A 21975-nucleotide genomic window follows, 5' to 3' on the forward strand; every position below is an offset into this window, starting at 1 on the left:
TTCAAACGCTGTATATAGCATATTAAATAAGTCTTTTAATACTATATATTGTATAACTTAATCTTTGTGTAACAGCCTCTTTATTGAATGTTTATTTGCAGTGAATTATAATAATTTTGATAAAAATGTAGTTTTATAATTTTAATATGTATGCTTGAAAATTTGATATTAGAAATTTCTATATAATAGTTATAAATAATGATTCAGATTAAGCATATTGTTATAAAAAATTCCTATTATATATTATGACTATTTTGTACATTATAAATAATAAATAATAAAGTAATGGAGGCAGTAAATGATAATATATACAATAGGTCATTCTAATTATCCTGAAGAAAGATTAATAGATATGCTTAAATATTATAAAATAAATACAGTTGTTGATATAAGAGGAACTCCATATTCTAAATACAATGTTCAGTATAATAAAGAAACTATTGAGCAGTCATTAAAGGCCAAAGGTTTTATTTACATATATATGGCTAAAGAACTCGCTGCAAAGCGCATTAATAAAATATCATATAATGCTGAAGGATATGCTGATTTTGAAAAAGTAGTTAAAGAAGAAGATTTTATAAGAGGCATTGAAAGATTGAAGAATGGCTGCACAAAAGGATATAATATAGTCCTTCTTGGAGCAATGCAGGATCCAATACGATGTCATAGAAGCATCCTCTGTGGAAGAGAACTTGAAAAAGTTGGTTTTGAGATAAAACATATATTAGATGATTATACTACTTGTTCTCAAAGAGAAATTGAAGATAGAATTTTAGATAAATATTTTCCTGACAGAGCCCAGATGACTATGGATTTTTTTCTTGGAGAAGGAATGAATGAAGAAGAAATGATAAAGGAAGCATATAAAAAGGCTAATAAAGAAATTGGATATAGAATTGAAAATTTGAAGTAATATATTAAAACAGTGTCAATAATGAAATTTTAAATTTATTGATACCGTTTTAAATTGTTATATAGATTATTATGAAGTATAATGAATAAGATAAAATCAAATAAATTAAGGAGCTGAATAAAAAAATTGAGTAAGGTTATTGTTATAGGAGCAGGACCAGCAGGTATTATGGCTGCACTTGAAGCAAGCAAATCCCATGATGTAACACTTGTTGATGGTAATGAAAAAATAGGAAAAAAGCTTTTTATAACCGGAAAAGGAAGATGTAATGTTACAAATGCTAAAGACATTTCAGAGTTTTTTGATTATATACCTGGAAATCCTCATTTTCTATACAGTGCATTATATACATTCACTAATGAAGATACTATGAATTTTTTTGAAAACCATGGAATAAAATTAAAAGTAGAAAGAGGAGATAGGGTTTTTCCAAAATCAGATAAATCTTCTGATATAATAAAAGGATTATAAAATGCACTTAAACAAACAAATGTAAAAATAAAACTTAATTCTAAAGTAACAGATATTAAATTTAAGGAAAGAAAAATAACATCAGTAATAATAAATAATAGTCAAGTATTAAAAGCTGATTATTTTATAATTGCTACAGGTGGAGCGTCTTATCCTCTTACGGGCTCAAGAGGTGAAGGACAGCAGTTTGCAGAAAAACTTGGACATAATATAGTTCCTCTTGAACCAGCACTTGTACCCATGGTTGTAAAAGATGAAAAAACTAAAGAACTTCAAGGACTTTCCTTAAGAAACATTGAAATAAACATAAAGGAGAATAATAAAAAAAGCATATATAAAGATTTTGGTGAAATAAACTTTACCATGTCTGGAGTATCCGGACCTCTTATATTGAAGGGAAGCAGATTTATTGAAAAAGGCAGAAAATATACAGCACATGTTGATTTAAAACCTGCTCTCAGCATAGGGGAACTTGATAAAAGGGTAGTAAGGGATTTTACAAAATATATAAACAGTCCATTTAAGGAATCATTAAAAGACCTTCTTCCACAAAAAATAATTCCTATGGTAATAAAAATGTCTGAAATATCTCAAAATAAAATGGTAAATGAAATAACAAAAGAAGAAAGAAAAAAGCTTGTAAATATATTAAAGGATTTCACATTTGAAATTGAGGGATTAAGACCTCTCTCTGAAGGAATTGTAACCAGAGGTGGAGTTGATATAAAAGAAATAGACCCATCAACAATGAAATCAAAAATAATTGATAATCTTTCTTTTTGCGGAGAGGTTATGGATGTTGATGCATTTACAGGTGGATATAATGTACAGATAGCCTTTGCAACAGGATATGTTGCAGGAAATAATATATGATAAAATTTAAATGTTATAGCCTGATTGAAAAGTTATTCTTGTTTGGCAGGGAAAAAAATTATATAATCTAATTGTAAGTGTCAAAGTATGATCTAAGAAATGAGGAGAATAATTTTGAAAATAAGTGTAGCAATTGATGGACCAGCAGGTGCAGGAAAAAGCACTATAGCTAAGCTTGTTGGCAAAGAACATGATTTAATGTACATAAATACAGGTGCTATGTACAGAGCAGTGGCATTGAAATCTATTGAAAAAAATTTATTGCCAGAAAATGTTAAGGAGATATGTGAATTAACAGAATCATTAGAAATGCATTTTGAAAATGATGATTTAATAGTAAATGGTGAAAATGTTCAGGATAAAATAACTATGCCGGAAATAAGCAGTAAGGTATCATCTTATGCAGGCATTAAAGAAGTGAGAAAAATTCTTGTAAAGCTTCAAAGAAAAATGTCTGATAAGTATAATGTTATTATGGATGGAAGAGACATTGGAACTGTTGTATTAAAAGATGCAGATTTTAAATTCTTTTTAACAGCTAGTGCACAGGAGCGTGCAAACAGAAGATTTAAAGAACTTCAAGGAAGAAATATAGAGTGTTCTTATGATGAAATTTTGAAAGATATTATTGAAAGAGATTATAAAGACACCCATAGAGAAACAGACCCGTTGAAAAAAGCAGATGATGCTATTGAAATTGACAGCACTTCATTGGATATAAATGGTGTTGTAGCAGAAATAAATAAAATAATTTATTCTAAAAAGTAATATATTTATATAGATAACAATTTTATATAATATAGAGTTTTACTTATGAAAAGGAGCATAGTAATGAGGGAAGTGAGTTTAGCACAAAATTCTGGATTTTGTTTTGGAGTTAAAAGAGCTGTCGATCAGGCGCTTAAAATTCAGAAGCAATATGATAAAAAAATATATACTTTAGGTCCCTTAATACATAATAGTGATGTTGTAAGTTATTTAGAAGATCATAATATATTTTCAATAAATCTTGAAGATATAGATAATTTAAAATCAAATGATGTAATTGTTATAAGATCTCATGGTGTTTCAGAAGATGTATTATCACTTCTTGAAAAGAAGGAGTTAACAGTTATAAATGGTACATGTCCTTTTGTAAAGAATATTCAAAAGAAAGTCAAGAAATATTCTAATGAAGGATATCATATAGTAATATTAGGCGATGAAAATCATCCTGAAGTAATAGGGATTAATGGATGGTGTGCTGATGATGCTATCATAACTAAAGATGGAAATATAAATTTTTTATTGCCAGATAAAGTATGTGCTGTTGCCCAAACAACTGAAAAGAAGAAAAACTGGGAAAATACATTAGAACATTTAAAAGGAGTAAAGGAACTTGTATCTTTCAATACTATCTGTGCAGCCACAGAAGTTAGGCAGAAAAGTACGCTTAAGCTTTCAAAAGAAAGTGATGCAATGATTGTTATTGGAGGCAAAAATAGTTCTAACACTACAAAGCTATATCAAATAGCTAAAGAAAATTGTAAAAATACAATTCATATTGAAAATGTGAATGATTTACCAAAAGATTTTATTAATGATAATATAAAAAAAATAGGAGTAACAGCTGGTGCATCAACACCAGATTGGATTATTAGGGAGGTACTTGATATTATGAGTATAGAAAACAATGTAAATAATGAAGATCAATTAGCATTAATGAATGAGACAGACATGAAAGTTGTAATAGGTACTGAAGTTACTGAAAAGGTTATTTCAAAGAACAATGACGGTCTTGTTATTGGTATGAATGGATATGGAATAGATGGAATAATTCCTTATAATGAATTGACAGGAAAAGGAGATCCAAGAGAATTTGCTGAAAACATTAATGTTGGAGATTCTATAACTGCAAAAGTTATAAAATTACAAAACAATGATGGCTTTGTAGTTTTATCAAGATTAGAATATGAAAAAGAAGAAGCTTTTAAAGAATTAGAACAATTATTTAATGAAGAAAAAACTTTTGAAATAAAAATAAATGAAGCTAAAGATAAAGGACTTGCAGGAAATTATAAAGGAGTAAGAGTCTTTATTCCAGCTTCGCAAATTGATATAAAATTTACTGAAAATAAAGAGAAATATTTAGGTGAAACTTTAGAAGTTAAACTTATAGATTTTAGTGCTGTAAAACCAGTTAAAGTTGTAGCTTCAAGAAGAGTAATATTGGAAAAAGAAAAAAATGAAATGGAAGCTAAGGCTTGGGAAGGATTCAACTTAAATGATGTTGTTAAAGGTGAAGTAAAGAGATTTACTGACTTTGGAGCATTTGTTGAAATTAATGGAGTAGATGGATTACTACATTTATCACAAATTTCATGGAATCATGTTAAGAAAATTGATGATGTGTTAAAGATAGGACAGATTGTAGATGTTAAAATTATTGGTTTAGATAAAGAAGCTAAAAAATTATCTTTAAGCATGAAAGAACTTATGCCAAAACCATGGGATAATGTTAAAGAAAAATATCCAGAAGATTCAATAGTTCTTGGTAAAGTAGTAAGACTTAGCAAATTTGGTGCTTTTGTTGAATTAGAACCAGGAGTAGATGGTTTAGTTCATATTTCTAAGATATCTCATGAAAGAATTGAAGATCCAGCTCAAGTATTAACTATAGGACAAGAAATTAAAGCTAAAATCTTAAGCGTTGATGAAGAAAACAAGAGAATCAGTTTAAGTATCAAAGATATTTAACACATGGTTTAACTTTAAAAATAATTAATTTAAAAGGGATTATCACATAAAGATTAAATTCTGCTGTATGTATTGTTTAAATGAAGAAATACTATATAGGGCAGTGTGAATATTTTGATGTGATGGTCCCTTTTAATTCCTAATTAAATTTTGAATTATCTTTGGATCTTTAATTTTTATTATTTTAAGAGTGAATCTTTATAAGTTGACTATATTTATGAGAAGAACTATAATTTATATATCACTTTGAAATGGAGCTTAAATATGATTACTTTTGAAAAATTATCATTATTCAATGTTGAAAATTTTAGAAAACTTTATAATAGAGATTATAGATCATATATATGTGACAGGGACTTTTTTGACATTTATGATAAGGAGTCTTTTATTATGAAATATCTTTTAAGAAAACAGGTGAAGCTTTTTAAAGTTAATAATAAATATGTGGGATATATATGGTACGATGAATCAAAGGTAACTAATTTTTCAGGAAATATTTATTCAATATATATATTAGATGATTTTATTTATAGTTTTGATTCGAATTTTCTTGATTTTATAAAATATAAGGCTTTAAAATTTGATATTATTGAAAATGAAAAAATACATGAAATTATGAATATACTCGGATTTAAAATTTTTTCAGAAACTTGTCTTATGAAATTAGAAACTTTTCAAGGTTCAATAGAAGTTGAAGATGAAATAAAGTTTAAACATTTTATAAAAAATCAAGATGAAGGATTAAGATGTACTATACAAAATAATATATTTTATGATAAAAATAGAACTCCATTAAATGTAAGGGATATATTTGAAGAAGAAGAACAGGATTATTATATTGATGATTTTTCAGTATTTTTATGTCTAAATGATAAGAGTATAGGATATGGACAAATAATTTTAAGTAATGGATTATATACAATAGTAAACTTTGGTATAATTAAAGAGTATAGACGTAGAGGATATGGACAAGTACTCTTAAATTATCTCATTGAATTATGCAAAGTAAATAACATCGAGGATATATTTATAAGAGTTGAAAATAATAATTATAAGGCTGTTTCTTTGTATAATAAAGTAGGTTTTAGAAAATGCGCTTCATATGATTCATGGTATAAGTGCATACAAAAATAAGTATTAGGAGAGGTTTGGGTTTATGAAAAGGGCGCGTATAGATGATATAAAAGCTGCAATTAAAGATCTTCCTATTGAAAAGCAGAAAAATATCATGCTTATTGCAAAAACTCATGGTGTTACTACACGTTTTATTGATATTGTAAATAATCCAGAACATGATAAAGTAAAATCTATTGATTCATGGATTCAAAAATATATTGATGATTTAAAAAATGAATAAAAAGACTGCCATAAACTAATGTGGCAGTTTTTCTTTATTGTGCAGAAAATTATTATTATTATATAACTTTTTAAATTTAAATTTAGTAATATCAATAAATTAAAAGGTATGAAATGCTAAAATTTTATTTTTAAAGTGAGCATTTATTTAATTTTTATATTCTTGTTTATAAACTATATAGAGCATAACAGAATAACATGCTATTCCTCCAATGAAATTAGATATTGGTTCAGCTAGGAATACTCCATTTGTACCAAGGTTGAATATTCTTGGAAGATATAATGTAAGTGGAACGACTATTATAATTTTACGGAGAAGTGAAAAGAATATAGCTTGTTTTGATTTTCCGAGAGCTAAAAATGCAGCTTGTCCTGAAAATTGTAATGACATCATAAAGAATCCAAAAAAATAAATATGCATTGATGGGATTCCTTTTCTGATAAGTTCCATATCATGATTGAATATATTTATAAAAAATTTTGGAAATATGCTTAATACAATCCATATTGAGGTTGTGTATATTATACATGCAATAGACATTACTTTTATTCCTTTTTTTACTCTAGTGCTTTTTCCTGCACCATAATTATATCCAATAACTGGTTGAGCACCATTTGTGATTCCATTTACAGGCATCATTATAATTTCTCGAATTGAATTTATTACTGTCATTATGCCAACATAAAGATCTCCCCCATAATTTTGAAGCGTTATATTACATACAATCTGAACAGTGCTATTTGTGAGGGACATTATAAAACTTGATAGACCCAAGAATATTATTTTTTTGAAAATTTCAAATTTTATTTTTAAGTATTTAATTTTTATTTTTAGAATGCTCTTTTTTCCAATCAGAAATTTAAATACCCATGCTGCAGATAAAAATTGAGATATTATTGTTGCTAATGCAGCTCCTTTCACACCTAAACCAAAAATAAAAATCAGTATAGGATCTAGAACAATATTACATATAGCACCTAAAAGAACTGTCAGCATTCCTGTTTTTGCAAACCCTTGTGAATTTATAAAGCTGTTCATTCCAAGACTTATCATTACAAAAATACTTCCCAAAAGATAGATTGTTATATAACTATCAGCATATGGAAAAGTTGCGTCACTTGCACCAAACATATAGAGAAGTTGATTCTTAAAAAGTAATCCAATTATTGTGAGAAAAAGTCCTGATATCAATAATAGTGCAAATGAATTTCCCATTATTTCCTCTGCATAATCATTATCATCTTTTCCTCTTGCAATTGAACATAATGGAGCACCTCCCATTCCAAATAGATTTGCAAAAGCAATTACTATAGTTATTATAGGGAATGTAATTCCTACGCCAGTAAGTGCTGTGCTTGACCCATGAGATATCCTTCCAATATACATTCTGTCAACAACATTATAGAGTATGTTTATAAGCTGAGCTAACGTCATGGGAATAGCTAATTTAAAAATACTCTTTGTTACACTTCCTTCTGAAAAATCATTAGTTTTTTTCATAAATTATTTCTCCTAGATATATAAAATACTTCATTATTATACACTCATTTAAATTTTCATACAAATATGGAAAATGACAATATGATTAAAATTATTTTAGAAATTTAATTTCTGAAAGATGTATATTAAATTATTGATTAATATATTGTTAATCTCAAATAAAATAATAAGAAACTTGAAAATTTATTAAAATAGTTATAATATGAAAATAGATTTCAGATTATGATTATTTTCTATCATATAAATATTAAATAAAATTGATTGTAGAAATTAATAATATTAAAATTTAATTACTTATGTTTATAAAATTTATATTATGGGAAATAGTAATAAATATATACTATAATTAAGGAGAGTTGAATAAATGACAAAAATTGATATTATATCAGGATTTCTTGGCGCAGGGAAAACAACATTGATTAAAAAGCTTATAGAAGATGGATTAAATAAAGAAAAATTAATGATAATTGAAAATGAATTTGGACAGATAGGGATAGATGGCGGATTTTTAAAAGATACTGGAATAGAAATTACTGAAATGAATTCTGGATGTATATGCTGTTCTCTTGTTGGAGATTTTGGAACTGCACTTAAGGATGCTTTAGCTAAATATACTCCAGACAGAATAATAATTGAACCATCTGGAGTAGGAAAATTATCAGATGTAATCAAAGCAGTAAAGGATATACATGAAGAAGCTAAGATACAGCTTAATAGTTTTACTGCAGTTGTTGATGCTCAGAAATGTAAAATGTATATGAAGAATTTTAGTGAATTCTTTAATAATCAAATTGAAAATGCAAGTACTATTATTTTGAGTCGTACTCAAAAACTTTCACAAGAGAAACTTGAAGAAGTTGTTTCATTAATAAGAGAACATAATAATCATGCTAATATAATAACAACTCCATGGGAAGATATAAGCGGAAAACAAATTATAGAAACAATGGAAAAATCAAATTCATTAGAAGAAGAACTTTTAAAGGAAGCTTATGAACACCATCATGAAGATCATGAACACTGTAGCTGTGGACATGATCATGAAGAGGAACACCATCACCACCATGACCATGATGAAGAACATGAACATCATCATGAACATGGTGAAGAGTGTGGATGTGGACACAATCATGAGCATGAACATCACCATCATGATGAAAACTGTAGTTGTGGATGTGGCCATGATCATCATCATCATGATGCAGATGAAGTATTTACAAGCTGGGGAATTGAAACTCCTAAAAAATACTCTGAAAAGGAACTTAATGATATACTTGAAAAATTAAGTGAAAAAGCAGAATATGGAATAATTTTACGTGCTAAAGGTATTGTTCCAGATGAAAATGGAAACTGGTATAATTTTGATCTTGTACCTGGTGAATATGAAATAAGAAAAGGTGAAGCTGACTATACAGGAAGATTATGTGTAATTGGTTCTAAATTAGATACAGAAAAGATAGAAAAATTATTTAATATAAAATAACTTGAAACTTAATTGATTATTAAAAAATAATATTAAAAATTATATTCTTAAACAACAGCAATTTGAGAATTCTGTTGTTTAAGAATAAAAAATGCATGTAATAGAAAAGAGGCGATTTTAATGAATATTCCAGTATACTTATTTACTGGTTTTTTAGAAAGTGGAAAAACAACATTCATAAAGGAAATATTAAAAGATGAACAGTTTATAGGCAATGAAAAAAGTGTTCTTTTTCTTTGTGAAGAGGGAATAGAAGAACTTGAAGAAAACGAACTTAAAAATGCTAAAATAACATTAATACCAGTTGAAGAAGAAGAAGATTTTACTACTGAATTTATTAAAAAACATGTAAAGGAAAACAAAGCAACAAGAATATTTATAGAATTTAATGGAATGTGGGATTTTGAAAACTTATTTGATTCTGTAATTCCAGAAGAGTATGACATAGCACAAATTATATGTACAATTGATTCTTCAACTTTCAAAACTTATATGGGTAATATGGGTGCTATAATAGTAAATCAGTTTAGAGAAGCAGATCTTGTAATATTTAACAGATGCAATGCTGATACAAAAAAAATAGCTTTAAGAGGAAGTGTAAAATCTGTAAATCCTCAGTCTAGAGTCCTATTTGAAAATGAAAATGGAGAAATAGATAATTCGGAAGATGCTCTTCCATTTGATATAGAAGCAGATATAATTGAACCAGAAGACTATGATTTTGGAATATTATATGAAGATATGATGTCTAATCCTGATAAATATGATGGTAAAAAAATTAAGGTCAAAGTAATGGCTTATGATCCTGAAAAATATCCTCCAAAGTTTTCTATTTTAGGACGTAATGCAATGACATGCTGTGCTGATGATATAACTCCTTTAGGTCTTATATGTGAATTTAAAAATGATGTAGAACTTGAAAATAAAGAGTGGGTTGATATAGTGGCTACAGTCAAGAAGACATTTGTAAGACAATATGAAAGCGATCTTCCTGTTTTACATGTTGATAGTATTTCTTCAACTGAAAAACCAGAAGATGAATTAGTATATTTCTATTAGAATAGTTTAATAAGACTTGATTATAATAAAAATGTTATAATTAAGTCTTATTTTCTATAGAATATTGAAAATAAACACTAAAAATTGATGACAATTAATGAGTATAGTTATTTTATAAATATATTTTTGGTTCTTTAAAAATTTTATTTTTTCTTTTTAAAACTTTTGATACTATAAATTTGGGCCTATATACAATCTTTCTTGCTTTTTTAACACATCTTTTAACACAAGAAAAGCATCGTAAACAAAGTTCTTCTTTTATTTCTAAAGTGTCTTTGTCAATAGCGCCTACTGGACACCAATTTGCACATATATTACAATGTGTGCATAAAGATTTATTTATTACTGGCTTTCTTGTAACTAATCGAGCACTATTTTTAGGTGCCATTTTTGCTGTAAGGGGTAATTTGCTTTTAGGTATGTAGAATGATTCTTTATCTAGATTATCTATTTTTGGATTTTTTTTATTATGTTTTTCCCAAATTCTTCTGCTTTTTTTAAATCATCTTTATTAGGACGTTTTTCTGCAAGAGGTACTTGAGGTGTTGAAAATGAATGTTCTCCAATGAATGTTGCAGCAGCTATAACTTTAAAACCTGAATTAGAAGCCATAAGTTCAAGTTCATTTAAAACTATTCCATATCCAATATTTCCATAAACACCTACTATTACAACTGGTTTTCCATCTCCATTTAAGCTTTTTAGAAATTTATTTAATATTTTAGTCATTTGTTCTTCATAAACAGGAACACCTATTATAACTATATCACCATTTATAGAAGAGATTCCTTTTTCTCTTGATTTAGGTGTTGTTAAGTCTATTAATTCTTTATTTTTTATTTCCATTCCATTAATAATTGCATTGATGATTTTTTTGTCGTGTTTGTTGGAGAAAAATATATTCCGGTTATTGAATTAATTAACATAAAAATTCACTTATCCTCTCTTTATGTATTAACTTAATTTTACAATTTGTTTTTGCTAAGTATATAATACCATATTGTGTAAAAAATATAAGATTAAACTGAATTTTGTTACACAATTGTAACAATTTAGAGTTAATATATAAGTTGAGTAAGAATATGATTAAGTTACTAAAACAAAGGGAGATGTTTAATCATGAAAAAGATTAAAGTTTTATTAGCATCAGCATTAGCTTTTACATCAATTTTTTCAGCAGGTATTCAAAATGTTTATGCAGATTCTAGAAACGATAATGATACTACAATAGTAACTGAACAATCTAAAGAAAAAACAGAAAGTGCACAATTAATGGGAAAGGTTTTACTTCAAGGCAATGCTTCTACGGGTTATACTTGGCAGTATTTTGTTAAAGATTCATCTATAGCAGAATTAAATGAAGAAGATAGTGTATCAGATGATCAAACTGGACAACTCTGCGGAGCAGGAGAAACTCATATATGGGATGTTAAAGGATTAAAAGAAGGACAAACTGAAGTGACATTTAATTATTTACGTCCATGGGAAAATAAAATTTCAGAGAGCAAAACATATATAATAAATGTTGATTCTGACTTGAATGTTAAAGTTACTGAAAAAGTTGTTGGATCATCACCAAATATAGATTTACATAAAACATCAGAAGATAACATTTCTTCAAGTACTGATATTACGGATGCAGATATTGGTGTTACATCAGGAAGCGCAGTAGTTTATGTAGTAGAGATAAAGGATGGCAATGTTAATAAATATACTAAAAATATAAGTCCAGATGAATTCAAAAAACATTTTGATGAGGTATCTTCATACATTGATGAAATGGTAGATAGACAGCAGGAAGAAATGAATAAAATCTTTGATTTATTTAAAAATTGGAACTTTTAATATAAGTCCACATAAGCTAGAAGTCGTCTTTATAGGCGACTTCTTTATTAATTTTTGTCACTTTTGATGAAAAATCAAGATGATGAACTTGCTGAAGCTGCTGCAGCAGCACAAGAAGCGGCAATTATAGAAGTCTGGATTGCTGAAACAACAGTTAAAGTAACATTGCTGGTACTATTTATAAGATGAAGTTTTAAGTCATTATCTAAATTATTTAAATAATCCATAGAAACTAAACAAACAGAAATCATATTTCTTAGATTGCTGTCAATGGAAAGAGTTCCAAAACCCTTGTATATTTTTAATTCCTGGCTTATATTTGCTACTTTTTCTGCAAATTCTGAAATATTATTAGTTAAAAAGCTCACTAGTCCTAATACAGGTAAGTAGTAGCTTTTTAAAGGAACATTATTTTCTTTTAAAGCTTACTGCATGTTTAAAACTTTTATGCACTTGTTTTTGGAATATGGGTATTTATGCAGATAATAGTGTTAGGAGAAAGTACATGGATTCTATTGCATTGTGCATTGACTAATGATATATACCTCTTATCATGATATTTTATCAGGAATTAATTTATTAAAAATAGGGTTCATATAGGTGATAGAAATAAGAAAAATGTTGTTGGAGTTATATATTAATAAGGATAAACACTTAGTTTTTAGGAAATGATAAGTTTATAAATAGTAAACTTTTAAAATATAAGTCTCAAAAATTATCGAGTCTGTATTATAAAATACTAAACATTTTTAAAAAAATACAAATTTTAATAATATATATTTAATTATCCCAAGCAAAGAAATATACTTTCTTGTTTGGGACGTCTTAAGATAATGGAATTATTTTTAATTGTTAGTTAGGAAGAAATACGGAAAAGGACTTTATTAATTCAGAAATTTCTGAAGGGACGATTAGATTATTATCTAGAATGCATTTTTCAATTTGGCTTATAGAATTATTAATTACAGAATCAAGATTGGTGTTATTAGTTTCTAATGCATCGATGACGTCAATTAATATATCTATTAAAGGCTGGTGTTTTGCTGGATCTAATCTCATTTTAGCAAACTTTACGTCAGATGTTAGGGTTAATAATTTTTGTTCTTGAATATTCATTATATTTTCCTCCTTGAAATCATGAGAAATATTAGATTTAAATTTTTATCTTATTACAATATAGTTATATACCTATAAAGGAAATATATCAATAGTTTTTTACTTTATATGGTAAAATAAATATTAATGAGAGTCAATTTCGTTAACTAATTATATTATACAATTGCTTATATTAAATTTAAATACATTGATTTAATAATTGTTATATTATACAGAAGTATGTATTATATTCAATACATACTCTTTATTTTGAATAGTTTATTTGATATAATAACAACGTGAATTTATAAAAAACAAGGAGATAAAGATGAGTTTAGATAAAAAAGAATTAAAATATTGTATAGAAACATGGGGATGTCAGATGAATGAAGAAGACTCGGAAAAATTATCTGGTATGCTTAAAAGACAAGGTTATACTGCAACAGAAAATAGAGAAGAAGCTTCTATAATAATATTTAATACATGTTGTGTAAGAGAAAATGCAGAAAATAAGGTATTTGGTAATCTTGGAATACTTAAAAATCAGAAGAAAAAAAATCCTGATCTTATAATAGCTATATGTGGATGCATGATGCAGCAAAAAGGAATGGCGGATAAAGTTCTATCACAATATCCATTTGTGGATATAATATTTGGAACACATAATGCATATAAATTCCCTGAATATTTGAATAGAGTAAAAACTGAAGGAGTTCAAATTAAGGAAATTTTTGATAAGGAAGCAGAAATCATTGAAGGAGTTCCAATAGATAGAAAGAGCAGTGTAAAAGCATTTGTTACTATAATGTATGGATGTAACAATTTCTGTACATATTGTGTAGTTCCTTATGTAAGAGGAAGGGAAAGAAGCAGAAAGCCTGAAGACATAGAAAATGAAATTAGAGGTTTAGTATCAGAAGGATATAAAGAAATCACTTTATTAGGACAGAATGTAAATTCATATGGCAAAGGATTAGATGAAGAAATCACTTTTGCTCAATTATTAAGAAGAATAAATGAAATTGAAGGATTAGAAAGAGTAAGATTTATGACTTCTCATCCAAAAGATTTAACTATGGATGTAATTTATGCTATAAGAGACTGTGATAAGCTTTGTGAACAAATCCATTTACCAGTACAATGTGGAAGTGATAACATATTGAAAGTGATGAACAGACACTATACAAGGGATTATTACTTAAATTTAGCTAAAGAAATCAGAAAAGAAATTCCAGATGTAACTTTTTCAACTGACTTAATAGTTGGATTCCCTGGAGAAACTGAAGAGGACTTCCAAGCTACATTAGATTTGGTAAGAGAAGTAAAGTACGATGCAGCATTTACTTTCATATATTCAAGAAGAAACAATACTCCTGCTGACAAAATGGAAAATCAAATTCCTGATGATATTAAACATGATAGATTTAATAGACTAGTTGAAGCGGTTAATGAGGGAATTATTGCCGGTAACAAAGCAGTAGAAGGAAAGACTGTAGAGGTACTAGTTGAAGGAACAAGCAAAAATGATGAAACTAAATTAACAGGAAGAACTAGAAATGGAAAGCTTGTAAACTTCCCAGGATGTAAAGAACTAATCGGAAAATTAGTTGATGTTAAAATAGTGAAAGCTAATTCATTCTCGTTAGTAGGGGAAATAGAAGAGTAGTATTCAAAATAAAAAGAGAAATTCAAATTTGAATTTCTCTTTTTATTTACTTAAAATTTAATGATAATTCATTCCCCACAAGTGGGGAATAATAGATTGTATTAATATAAAAAATTTAATTTATATATTTTTTGACGTTCTTCAACTTTTGTTGAAGTTTTTACGTAGAATTAAATTTGAACTGTTAACAAATATGCAACAAATAAAATAGCAAATCTATTTTATGGTTTTTAAAATTTGAATTTATTTTATAATGTCTGTAAATTCACATTCGATAACCTTTGGAAGATCTTTGGGATTCATTTCTATTTGTGAACCGATTTTACCTCCACTGAAGACAATAGTTTCATGAACCAGAGCTGTATTGTGAATGAAGGTCTTAAAAATCTTTTTCATTCCAAGAGGAGAACAACCACCTCTTATATAACCAGTAATTTTGTTGATATCTTTAACATGAATCATTTCGATATTTTTTTCTCCAGCAGCTTTAGCAGCTTTCTTCATATCAAGTTCTTCAGCTACAGGAACGACGAACACATAATTTTCTTTTGAATGTCCAACAGTTACAAGTGTTTTGAAAACACTTTCTTCATCTTTTCCTATTTTATGAGCAACAGCGATTCCATCTATTTTTCCATCTTCATTTTGATATGAATGAGTGGTATATTCAACTTTATTTCTGTCTAATAATCTCATTGCATTGGTTTTGTTTTCTTTTGACTTTGCCATAGTGTAGAGCCTCCTATGTATATGTGAAAAATTTAAATTTTATTGTATTTTTGATCATATCAATTATATCATATTTAATTCCGAGTTTAAATTTCATAAATAACTATATAAACTTTGATGTATAATTATTGAACTATCTCTCCCTCTGTTTTTTATTTAAAATTTGAAAGGGGAGTCTTATTTTTTGAAAATCATCTTTAGATTTTGAATTTTTAAAATTAAAATATTTAAACTGTATATTTTATACAAACTAGATAATATAGGCATAAAAACCATGTAATGAATTATAATAATAAAATAATTTATATTACAATAATTTATTAAAATATAAATAATATATTATATATTATTTAAAACCATTATATATAAATACTGAAAAATCTAAAATGATTAGATTTGAAAATTTCAAAACTGTACAAATTCATGTTTTTATCAAATTTCAAATTTTATTCTCATCTAAAATTTGAATAAGTGTTGGATATAAAACTTATACTTATAGATAACAATAAAAATTTATTTATATGAATTTCACATCATTAAAATAAATAAAAATTTTCAATATAAAATTTATATGGATTTTTATTGATGTTGAATTATTAGTATATAAAATAAGATTCCGGGTGTAATTGAAATGTTGAATTTATTCAACAGTATAATTTGCAACTAACGTGAAATTTAATTTGAAATTAGAAAGAATCAATTAAAAGAAGAAATATATAAAATAATCAAATTGTAATATCTTTTAATTTAATTTCGCTAAATGTATATTTAGCGAAATTGTTGAAAGAAAAACATAAATCTGATATAATATACTTAAATCAAGTGTATAAGCCGATTTAGAGCATTTTTACATGTTTGAAATCTTAAAGTATGCATTTATAAATAAAATTGCGAAATAATTCAGGTGACTATAATGAAATATGATATTCAAGTATTAAAAAATGATGAACTTCCAGAAAGCGTTTCTGATTTTCTTAATTATCTAGAAACTATAAGAAGCAAATCAAAAAACACAATAGATGCTTATAAAATAGATCTTGTACTATTTTTTAGATTTTTATCAGTATATAGAGGCTTGGTTAAAAATGATATTGAATTTGAAGAAATAGATATAAGCGAAATTAATAACAATTTTATAAGAAGCATTAAGTTGAGAGATCTTTATGCTTTCCTTTCCTTTACAGAAAAATATAGAAATAATAGTGCTTATGCAAGAGCACGCAAAGTTGCAACATTAAAATCATTTTTTAAATATCTTTTTGGTAAAGCAAAAATAATAACAGAAAATCCAGCACAAGAGTTAGAATCTCCTAAGATAAACAAACGTCATCCTGTCTATCTGACTTTAAACCAAAGCATTAAACTTCTAGAATCTCTAGATAAAAATGATAGGAATTATGCCAGAGATTATTGCATAATTACATTCTTTTTAAATTGTGGAATGCGTTTATCTGAACTCTGCAGCATTAAAAAAGAAAAGATACGTGGAGATATTTTGAATATTGTTGGTAAAGGTGATAAAGAAAGAACTGTTTATCTAAACGAAGCTTGTTTAAAAGCTCTTAATAATTATCTTGCAGTACGTGATGATTCTAAAGCTTCAGAAGAAAATAAAAAATATTTATTTTTGTCTTCAAGAAATGCTCCTATAAACAAAAGAACTGTTGAAATAATGATAAAGAAACATATAACGCAGGCTGGATTCACAGATGCTAAATATACTCCTCATAAACTACGTCATACTGCTGCTACTTTAATGTATAAATACGGAAATGTAGATATACGAAGTCTTCAAAATATTTTAGGACATGAAAATATATCTACAACTCAAATTTATACTCATGTTGATGATGATGACTTAAGGGATGCTGTTAAATCTAATCCGTTAGCTAATATATAATCATAAAATAGCACTTATAAACAAGTGCTATTTTATGATTATTTTTATAATATTGGATTTCCATAAAGCGTATTGAATTCTTTTACATATGTATCGTCAGTGCCTTCATATATAACAATAGTATTTCCTTTTCTATAATAATATGGTTTAGTTGTGTATACTGATTCATCATTTATGCTTAAACCATCAGATGAAATTTTTGCAACAGCTTCATCTGCTTCTTCTGTACTGTTAAATTCGTATACTCTTACAAGACTGTTTGAAGCTAAATAATCAGTTTCAGTTCCTTTAAAATAGTCTTTTTTTGTATTTAAAGAATCTTCGATTTTATATCCAGCATTAGTTAAATCATCTTTAACATTTACAGCAGTATATTTTATGCTGTCTCCTATTCCTTCAACTCCATTTTTAATGGATTCAGCTCCCTTTTCAACTGCTGTTTTAGCATCTTCTCCACTTTCTTGAAGCTTATTTTCTGCTGTACTAGAATTGTTATTAGAAGTATCAGAATTTTTATTTCCGCATCCGTTTAATATACCAATACTAAGAAATGCTGATAAAGATAATGCTAAAATGGACTTGTATTTCATAAAACCTCATCCTTTCTATAAATAGTTATGACAATATTATTATGCTAAAATAACATAATAATTATTCAAGTAAAAATATTGTTGATTTAATATTACTAATTTAAAAAGGATAATATTTTATATATAAAAAAGATGAATAAATATTATATTCATTTTTTTAGCATTTTTGTATTATTTTATTAGAAATTTTATTTATCTGTTTTTTTAAATCGCCTTACTCCTGGGTAAATCTCTTCTGTCATATCTTCAAAATCAGCGTCGCTTAAATTTGCAAGTTCTTCTATATATTCCATATGTTCAAATGCATCTTCATATTCTTCTTCTGAATCATTTTCAAAAGAATCACTATTTATTCCAAATCTGTTGTAAATATCTTTCAAATCTAAATTTTCTTCATTTATTTCATCTAATTCATCTTTGTTAAGATTAGATTTTAAATCATTGGCAAATTCTTCTTCGAGAATTTCATTTTCTTCAAGGTTTTTTGCTATGTCTTCTATTTTTATAGCCTTTGTATCAATACCTTCCATTTCAAGACATTTTCCGCAATTATCACAGATTTTATTTTCATAAATATCGCAGTAATCGTCATCTGTATATTTATATGCCATACAATAGCACTTCCTCTCCCAATAAAGTCATCTTTAAATTATAACAAAAGCATATATAAAAATCAAATATATTTAAAAATATTCTATTCTTATTGTTTTTTCAAGTGATTTAGTGAGAACATAAGTTTGATATATGCGCTTCTATATGATATAATATTTAATAAGAATAGTGAGGTGTGCACAATGGGCGACGGAAAAGATAAACAAACGGAAATTTATGAGTTTTTAAAAAATTATACAGAAAATAAAGGTTATCCACCTTCAGTAAGAGAAATTTGTGAAGCGGTTTCACTAAGATCAACTTCTACTGTTCATGGTCATTTAAAGAGATTAGAAAAAAAGGGACTTATAAAAAGAGATCCTTCAAAGCCAAGAGCTTTAGAAATAGCAGAGTTATCTACTCCAAAACAAGAAATGATTTCTATCCCTATAGTTGGTAAAATAACAGCTGGTCTTCCAATACTAGCTACAGAAAATGTAGAAGGTAGATTTACGTTGCCTCTTGATTTTATAAAACATGATAGAGAATTATTTATGCTTAGGGTTTCGGGAGAAAGCATGATAAAAGCTGGAATCAATGACAATGATTTAGCGATTATAGAAAGTTGCAGTGATGCTTCAAATGGCGAGATTGTCGTTGCATTAATTGAGGATAGTGCTACTATCAAAAGATTTTATAAAGAAAAAGATCATATAAGACTCCAACCAGAAAATGATACAATGGATCCTATAATAGTTGATAATTGTTCTATTCTTGGAAAACTTGTTGGTATATATAGAGCATATTAATGCTATAATAAAATCTAATAAAAAGGACTGATAGATTGATATATCAATCTATCAGTCCTTTTTAATTAACATTTAAGTACCTTATCAAGCCCTATAAGAACTCCGATTTTACCATGATCAAAATTTAATCCACCCTGCATATAAGCTATATAAGGTTCTCTTATAGGACCATCTGCTGATAGTTCTATTGTAGAACCTGATATAAATGCGCCAGCGGCCATTACTATTTCACTGTCATATCCAGGCATAGCCCAAGGTTCGCATACAGCAAATGCATCAATTGGAGAACCAGCTTGAATTCCGCTGCAGAAATTTACGAGTTTTTTTGGATCACCAAATTCAATTGCTTGAATTATATCAGTTCTTTTTTCTTTTGATCCAGGGAAAACCTTAAATCCTGCTATTTCCATAACTCTTGCTGTAAATATAGCTGTTTTTACGGCTTCCATAGTTACATGTGGTGCTGAAAATAAGCCTTGGAATAAACTTCTCATAAGACCATATGTTGCACCATACTCTCCTCCTACACCTGGAACAGTCATTCTGCTTGCAGCTGCTTCTACATATTCTTTTTTTCCTACTATGTATCCTCCTCCTGGAGCAATTCCTCCTCCTATATTCTTCATAAGAGAACCAGCCATTATATCTGCACCAAAATCAGTCGGTTCAACAGTTTCTACAAATTCACCATAACAGTTATCTACAAAGATAATAACATCTTTTCTGATTTCTCTTATATAAGATATAACTTCAGCAATCTGAGAAACTAAAAATGATTTTCTAGAAGCATATCCAGTACTTCTTTGAATATGTATAAGTTTTATATTTTTATCTTCTCTTAAGGCCTTTCCTATTTCATCAAATCTGAACTTTCCTTCTTCATCAAGATCTACAACTTCAGTTGTTATTCCATATTCATCTAATGAACCAGGATTTTTCTTTTTAGACAATCCCAAAACTCCTAAAAGTGTATCATAAGGCATTCCAGATACGCAGAGAATTTTATCTTTAGGTCTTGTATTTCCTGCAATAGCGCATCCAATTGCGTGAGTACCGCTTACGATATGAGGTCTTACAAGCCCAGCTTCAGTGTTAAAAATCCTTGCATATACTCTATCTAAAGCATCTCTGCCCATATCATCTAATCCATATCCAGTAGTATTGGTAAAATGAGAATCACTTATTCTTTCTTCTTGAAAAGCATTAAGAACTTTAAGCTGATTATATTCTCGGATTTTATCATATTCTTTAAATTGATCTTTTATGTCATCAATAGCCTGTCTATATACTTTAAAAGTATTGTCGCTTATATTATATTTATTTTTTAAAAATTCTTCAGTTTTCTTTAACATGTATAATTTTCTCCTTCAAGTTACTATAAAAGCATATTTTTTAACGCTTTTACATTCATTATAACTCTACTTGTTTTTTATGTCACCTGTTACTTTAAATTCTCTATTCTGCATTAAATACTTCACGATCTAAGGCATTATTTAATTTTGCAACTATTGTTGTACATACAGCATCACCTGTAATATTTACAGCTGTTCTTGACATATCAAGAATTCTGTCAATTCCCATAATAAGACCTATACCCTCAACAGGAAGATTTACTGAAGCAAATACCATAGATAGTGTTACAAGACCAACTGAAGGAACTCCTGCAGTTCCTATTGAAGCTAAAGTTGCAGTTGCTATCACAGTAATATAATCTGAAATAGTTAAATTTATTCCAAATGCCTGAGCAACAAACACAACTGCAACACCCTGCATTATTGAAGTACCATCCATATTTATAGTGGCACCTAAAGGAATTGTAAATGAAGATATTTTTTTTGATACACCCATTTTTGTTTTTAATGTATCTATTGACATTGGAATTGTAGCATTAGATGTTGCTGTTGAAAATGCAAATCCCATAACAGGTAGAAATTTTTTAACAAATTTTATAGGATTTAATCCTGTAAATATTTTTAATAAAATTTGATAAATCCCAAAACATTGAATTGCAAGAGCTAAAAGAACTGCAATCATGTATTTTACAAGTGGAAGAAATGCGCTAAATCCTATTCCTGAAAATGTTTTTGTAATAAGACAGAACACACCTATGGGAGCAATTTTCATAATCATTAATGTCATTTCCATCATAATTTTATTAAATTCAGTAAAAAATTTACCTACAGTGGGAACTTCATCAGATAGTTTTGCTAAAATAATACCTATAATCAATGAAAATAAAATAATTTGAAGCATATTTCCTTCAGCTAATGATTGTAATGGATTTTTAGGAACTATGTTTAACAGAATTTCTGAAAAACTCTGCTTTTCAGGGACTGCTGTTTCAGTACTTTGAAGGTT

20 protein-coding genes and 2 pseudogenes are annotated in these 21975 nt (G+C 27.5%); 12 read left to right on the forward strand and 10 right to left on the reverse strand.

Annotated elements, in window-relative coordinates; genetic code table 11:
- Positions 1–298: 298 nt before the first annotated feature.
- From Q0F58_RS09525 to Q0F58_RS09550, 6 genes and pseudogenes are all read left to right on the forward strand, one after another.
- Positions 299–913, forward strand: a complete 615-nt coding sequence (locus tag Q0F58_RS09525) for a DUF488 family protein (RefSeq protein ID WP_294375573.1) — start codon at positions 299–301, stop codon at positions 911–913.
- Positions 914–1039: 126 nt separating this feature from the next.
- Positions 1040–2257, forward strand: a pseudogene (locus Q0F58_RS09530) (NAD(P)/FAD-dependent oxidoreductase).
- Positions 2258–2356: 99 nt separating this feature from the next.
- Positions 2357–3025 (forward strand): (d)CMP kinase, encoded by a 669-nt coding sequence (cmk, locus tag Q0F58_RS09535; RefSeq protein ID WP_294375576.1) that lies wholly within the window; start codon positions 2357–2359, stop codon positions 3023–3025.
- 63 nt (positions 3026–3088) lie between these two features.
- Positions 3089–4993, forward strand: a complete 1905-nt coding sequence (locus Q0F58_RS09540; protein WP_294375578.1) for a bifunctional 4-hydroxy-3-methylbut-2-enyl diphosphate reductase/30S ribosomal protein S1 — start codon at positions 3089–3091, stop codon at positions 4991–4993.
- A 264-nt stretch (positions 4994–5257) separates the two neighbouring features.
- Positions 5258–6127, forward strand: coding sequence for an N-acetyltransferase (locus tag Q0F58_RS09545; RefSeq protein WP_294375581.1), 870 nt, complete (start codon positions 5258–5260; stop codon positions 6125–6127).
- A 22-nt stretch (positions 6128–6149) separates the two neighbouring features.
- On the forward strand, positions 6150–6350 hold the full coding sequence (locus Q0F58_RS09550; RefSeq protein ID WP_294375583.1) for a hypothetical protein: 201 nt from the start codon (positions 6150–6152) through the stop codon (positions 6348–6350).
- A gap of 147 nt (positions 6351–6497) precedes the next feature.
- Here Q0F58_RS09550 and Q0F58_RS09555 read toward each other — a convergent pair whose 3' ends face one another.
- Positions 6498–7850, reverse strand: a complete 1353-nt coding sequence (locus Q0F58_RS09555) for an MATE family efflux transporter (RefSeq protein WP_294375585.1) — start codon at positions 7848–7850, stop codon at positions 6498–6500.
- Between the two features lie 364 nt (positions 7851–8214).
- Here Q0F58_RS09555 and Q0F58_RS09560 point away from each other — a divergent pair, with 364 nt between their 5' ends.
- Together Q0F58_RS09560 and Q0F58_RS09565 are read left to right on the forward strand one after the other, a co-directional pair.
- Entirely contained in the window at positions 8215–9333 is a 1119-nt protein-coding gene (locus Q0F58_RS09560; RefSeq protein ID WP_294375588.1) for a GTP-binding protein, read from the forward strand.
- 120 nt (positions 9334–9453) lie between these two features.
- Positions 9454–10392 (forward strand): GTP-binding protein, encoded by a 939-nt coding sequence (locus Q0F58_RS09565; protein ID WP_294375593.1) that lies wholly within the window; start codon positions 9454–9456, stop codon positions 10390–10392.
- Between the two features lie 112 nt (positions 10393–10504).
- Here Q0F58_RS09565 and Q0F58_RS09570 read toward each other — a convergent pair whose 3' ends face one another.
- The gene (locus Q0F58_RS09570; protein WP_294375596.1) at positions 10505–10780 is read right to left on the reverse strand and encodes a 4Fe-4S dicluster domain-containing protein; all 276 of its coding nucleotides are present in this window, start codon (positions 10778–10780) and stop codon (positions 10505–10507) included.
- Positions 10781–10839: 59 nt separating this feature from the next.
- Positions 10840–11238, reverse strand: a complete 399-nt coding sequence (locus Q0F58_RS09575) for a hypothetical protein (protein ID WP_294375600.1) — start codon at positions 11236–11238, stop codon at positions 10840–10842.
- Positions 11239–11511: 273 nt separating this feature from the next.
- On the opposite strand from Q0F58_RS09575, the gene Q0F58_RS09580 reads away from it, so the two are divergent.
- Complete coding sequence (locus Q0F58_RS09580; protein ID WP_294375603.1) at positions 11512–12237, forward strand: protease inhibitor I42 family protein; 726 nt, start codon at positions 11512–11514, stop codon at positions 12235–12237.
- A 74-nt stretch (positions 12238–12311) separates the two neighbouring features.
- On the opposite strand, the pseudogene Q0F58_RS09585 reads toward Q0F58_RS09580, so the two are convergent.
- Both Q0F58_RS09585 and Q0F58_RS09590 read right to left on the reverse strand, forming a co-directional pair.
- A pseudogene (locus tag Q0F58_RS09585) lies at positions 12312–12650 on the reverse strand (DUF4003 family protein); the annotation flags it as partial.
- 439 nt (positions 12651–13089) lie between these two features.
- A complete protein-coding gene (locus tag Q0F58_RS09590) occupies positions 13090–13353 on the reverse strand; it encodes a hypothetical protein (RefSeq protein ID WP_294375606.1) in 264 nt (87 codons plus the stop codon).
- Between the two features lie 307 nt (positions 13354–13660).
- Here Q0F58_RS09590 and miaB point away from each other — a divergent pair, with 307 nt between their 5' ends.
- A complete protein-coding gene (miaB, locus tag Q0F58_RS09595) occupies positions 13661–14998 on the forward strand; it encodes a tRNA (N6-isopentenyl adenosine(37)-C2)-methylthiotransferase MiaB (RefSeq protein ID WP_294375609.1) in 1338 nt (445 codons plus the stop codon).
- Between the two features lie 243 nt (positions 14999–15241).
- On the opposite strand, the gene ybaK is transcribed toward miaB, so the two are convergent.
- The gene (ybaK, locus tag Q0F58_RS09600; RefSeq protein ID WP_294375612.1) at positions 15242–15727 is read right to left on the reverse strand and encodes a Cys-tRNA(Pro) deacylase; all 486 of its coding nucleotides are present in this window, start codon (positions 15725–15727) and stop codon (positions 15242–15244) included.
- A 913-nt stretch (positions 15728–16640) separates the two neighbouring features.
- Between ybaK and Q0F58_RS09605 the strand changes: the two genes are divergently transcribed.
- A complete protein-coding gene (locus Q0F58_RS09605; protein ID WP_294375617.1) occupies positions 16641–17627 on the forward strand; it encodes a tyrosine recombinase XerC in 987 nt (328 codons plus the stop codon).
- A 44-nt stretch (positions 17628–17671) separates the two neighbouring features.
- Here the strand turns inward: Q0F58_RS09605 and Q0F58_RS09610 are convergent, their stop codons facing one another.
- Together Q0F58_RS09610 and Q0F58_RS09615 are read right to left on the reverse strand one after the other, a co-directional pair.
- Positions 17672–18217 (reverse strand): lipoprotein, encoded by a 546-nt coding sequence (locus Q0F58_RS09610; protein ID WP_294375621.1) that lies wholly within the window; start codon positions 18215–18217, stop codon positions 17672–17674.
- A gap of 188 nt (positions 18218–18405) precedes the next feature.
- A complete protein-coding gene (locus Q0F58_RS09615) occupies positions 18406–18828 on the reverse strand; it encodes a hypothetical protein (RefSeq protein ID WP_294375624.1) in 423 nt (140 codons plus the stop codon).
- 183 nt (positions 18829–19011) lie between these two features.
- On the opposite strand from Q0F58_RS09615, the gene lexA reads away from it, so the two are divergent.
- The gene (gene lexA / locus Q0F58_RS09620; RefSeq protein ID WP_294375626.1) at positions 19012–19617 is read left to right on the forward strand and encodes a transcriptional repressor LexA; all 606 of its coding nucleotides are present in this window, start codon (positions 19012–19014) and stop codon (positions 19615–19617) included.
- Positions 19618–19682: 65 nt separating this feature from the next.
- Here lexA and Q0F58_RS09625 read toward each other — a convergent pair whose 3' ends face one another.
- Both Q0F58_RS09625 and Q0F58_RS09630 read right to left on the reverse strand, forming a co-directional pair.
- Positions 19683–20969 carry a methionine gamma-lyase family protein gene (locus Q0F58_RS09625; RefSeq protein WP_294375629.1) on the reverse strand — a complete coding sequence of 429 codons (1287 nt, stop codon included), beginning with the start codon at positions 20967–20969 and terminating at the stop codon, positions 19683–19685.
- A 103-nt stretch (positions 20970–21072) separates the two neighbouring features.
- A partial coding sequence (locus Q0F58_RS09630) for a dicarboxylate/amino acid:cation symporter (protein ID WP_294375630.1) occupies positions 21073–21975 on the reverse strand: 903 nt, incomplete at its 5' end.

The organism is uncultured Clostridium sp., assembly GCF_934754915.1.
Taxonomy (GTDB): domain Bacteria; phylum Bacillota; class Clostridia; order Clostridiales; family Clostridiaceae; genus Clostridium.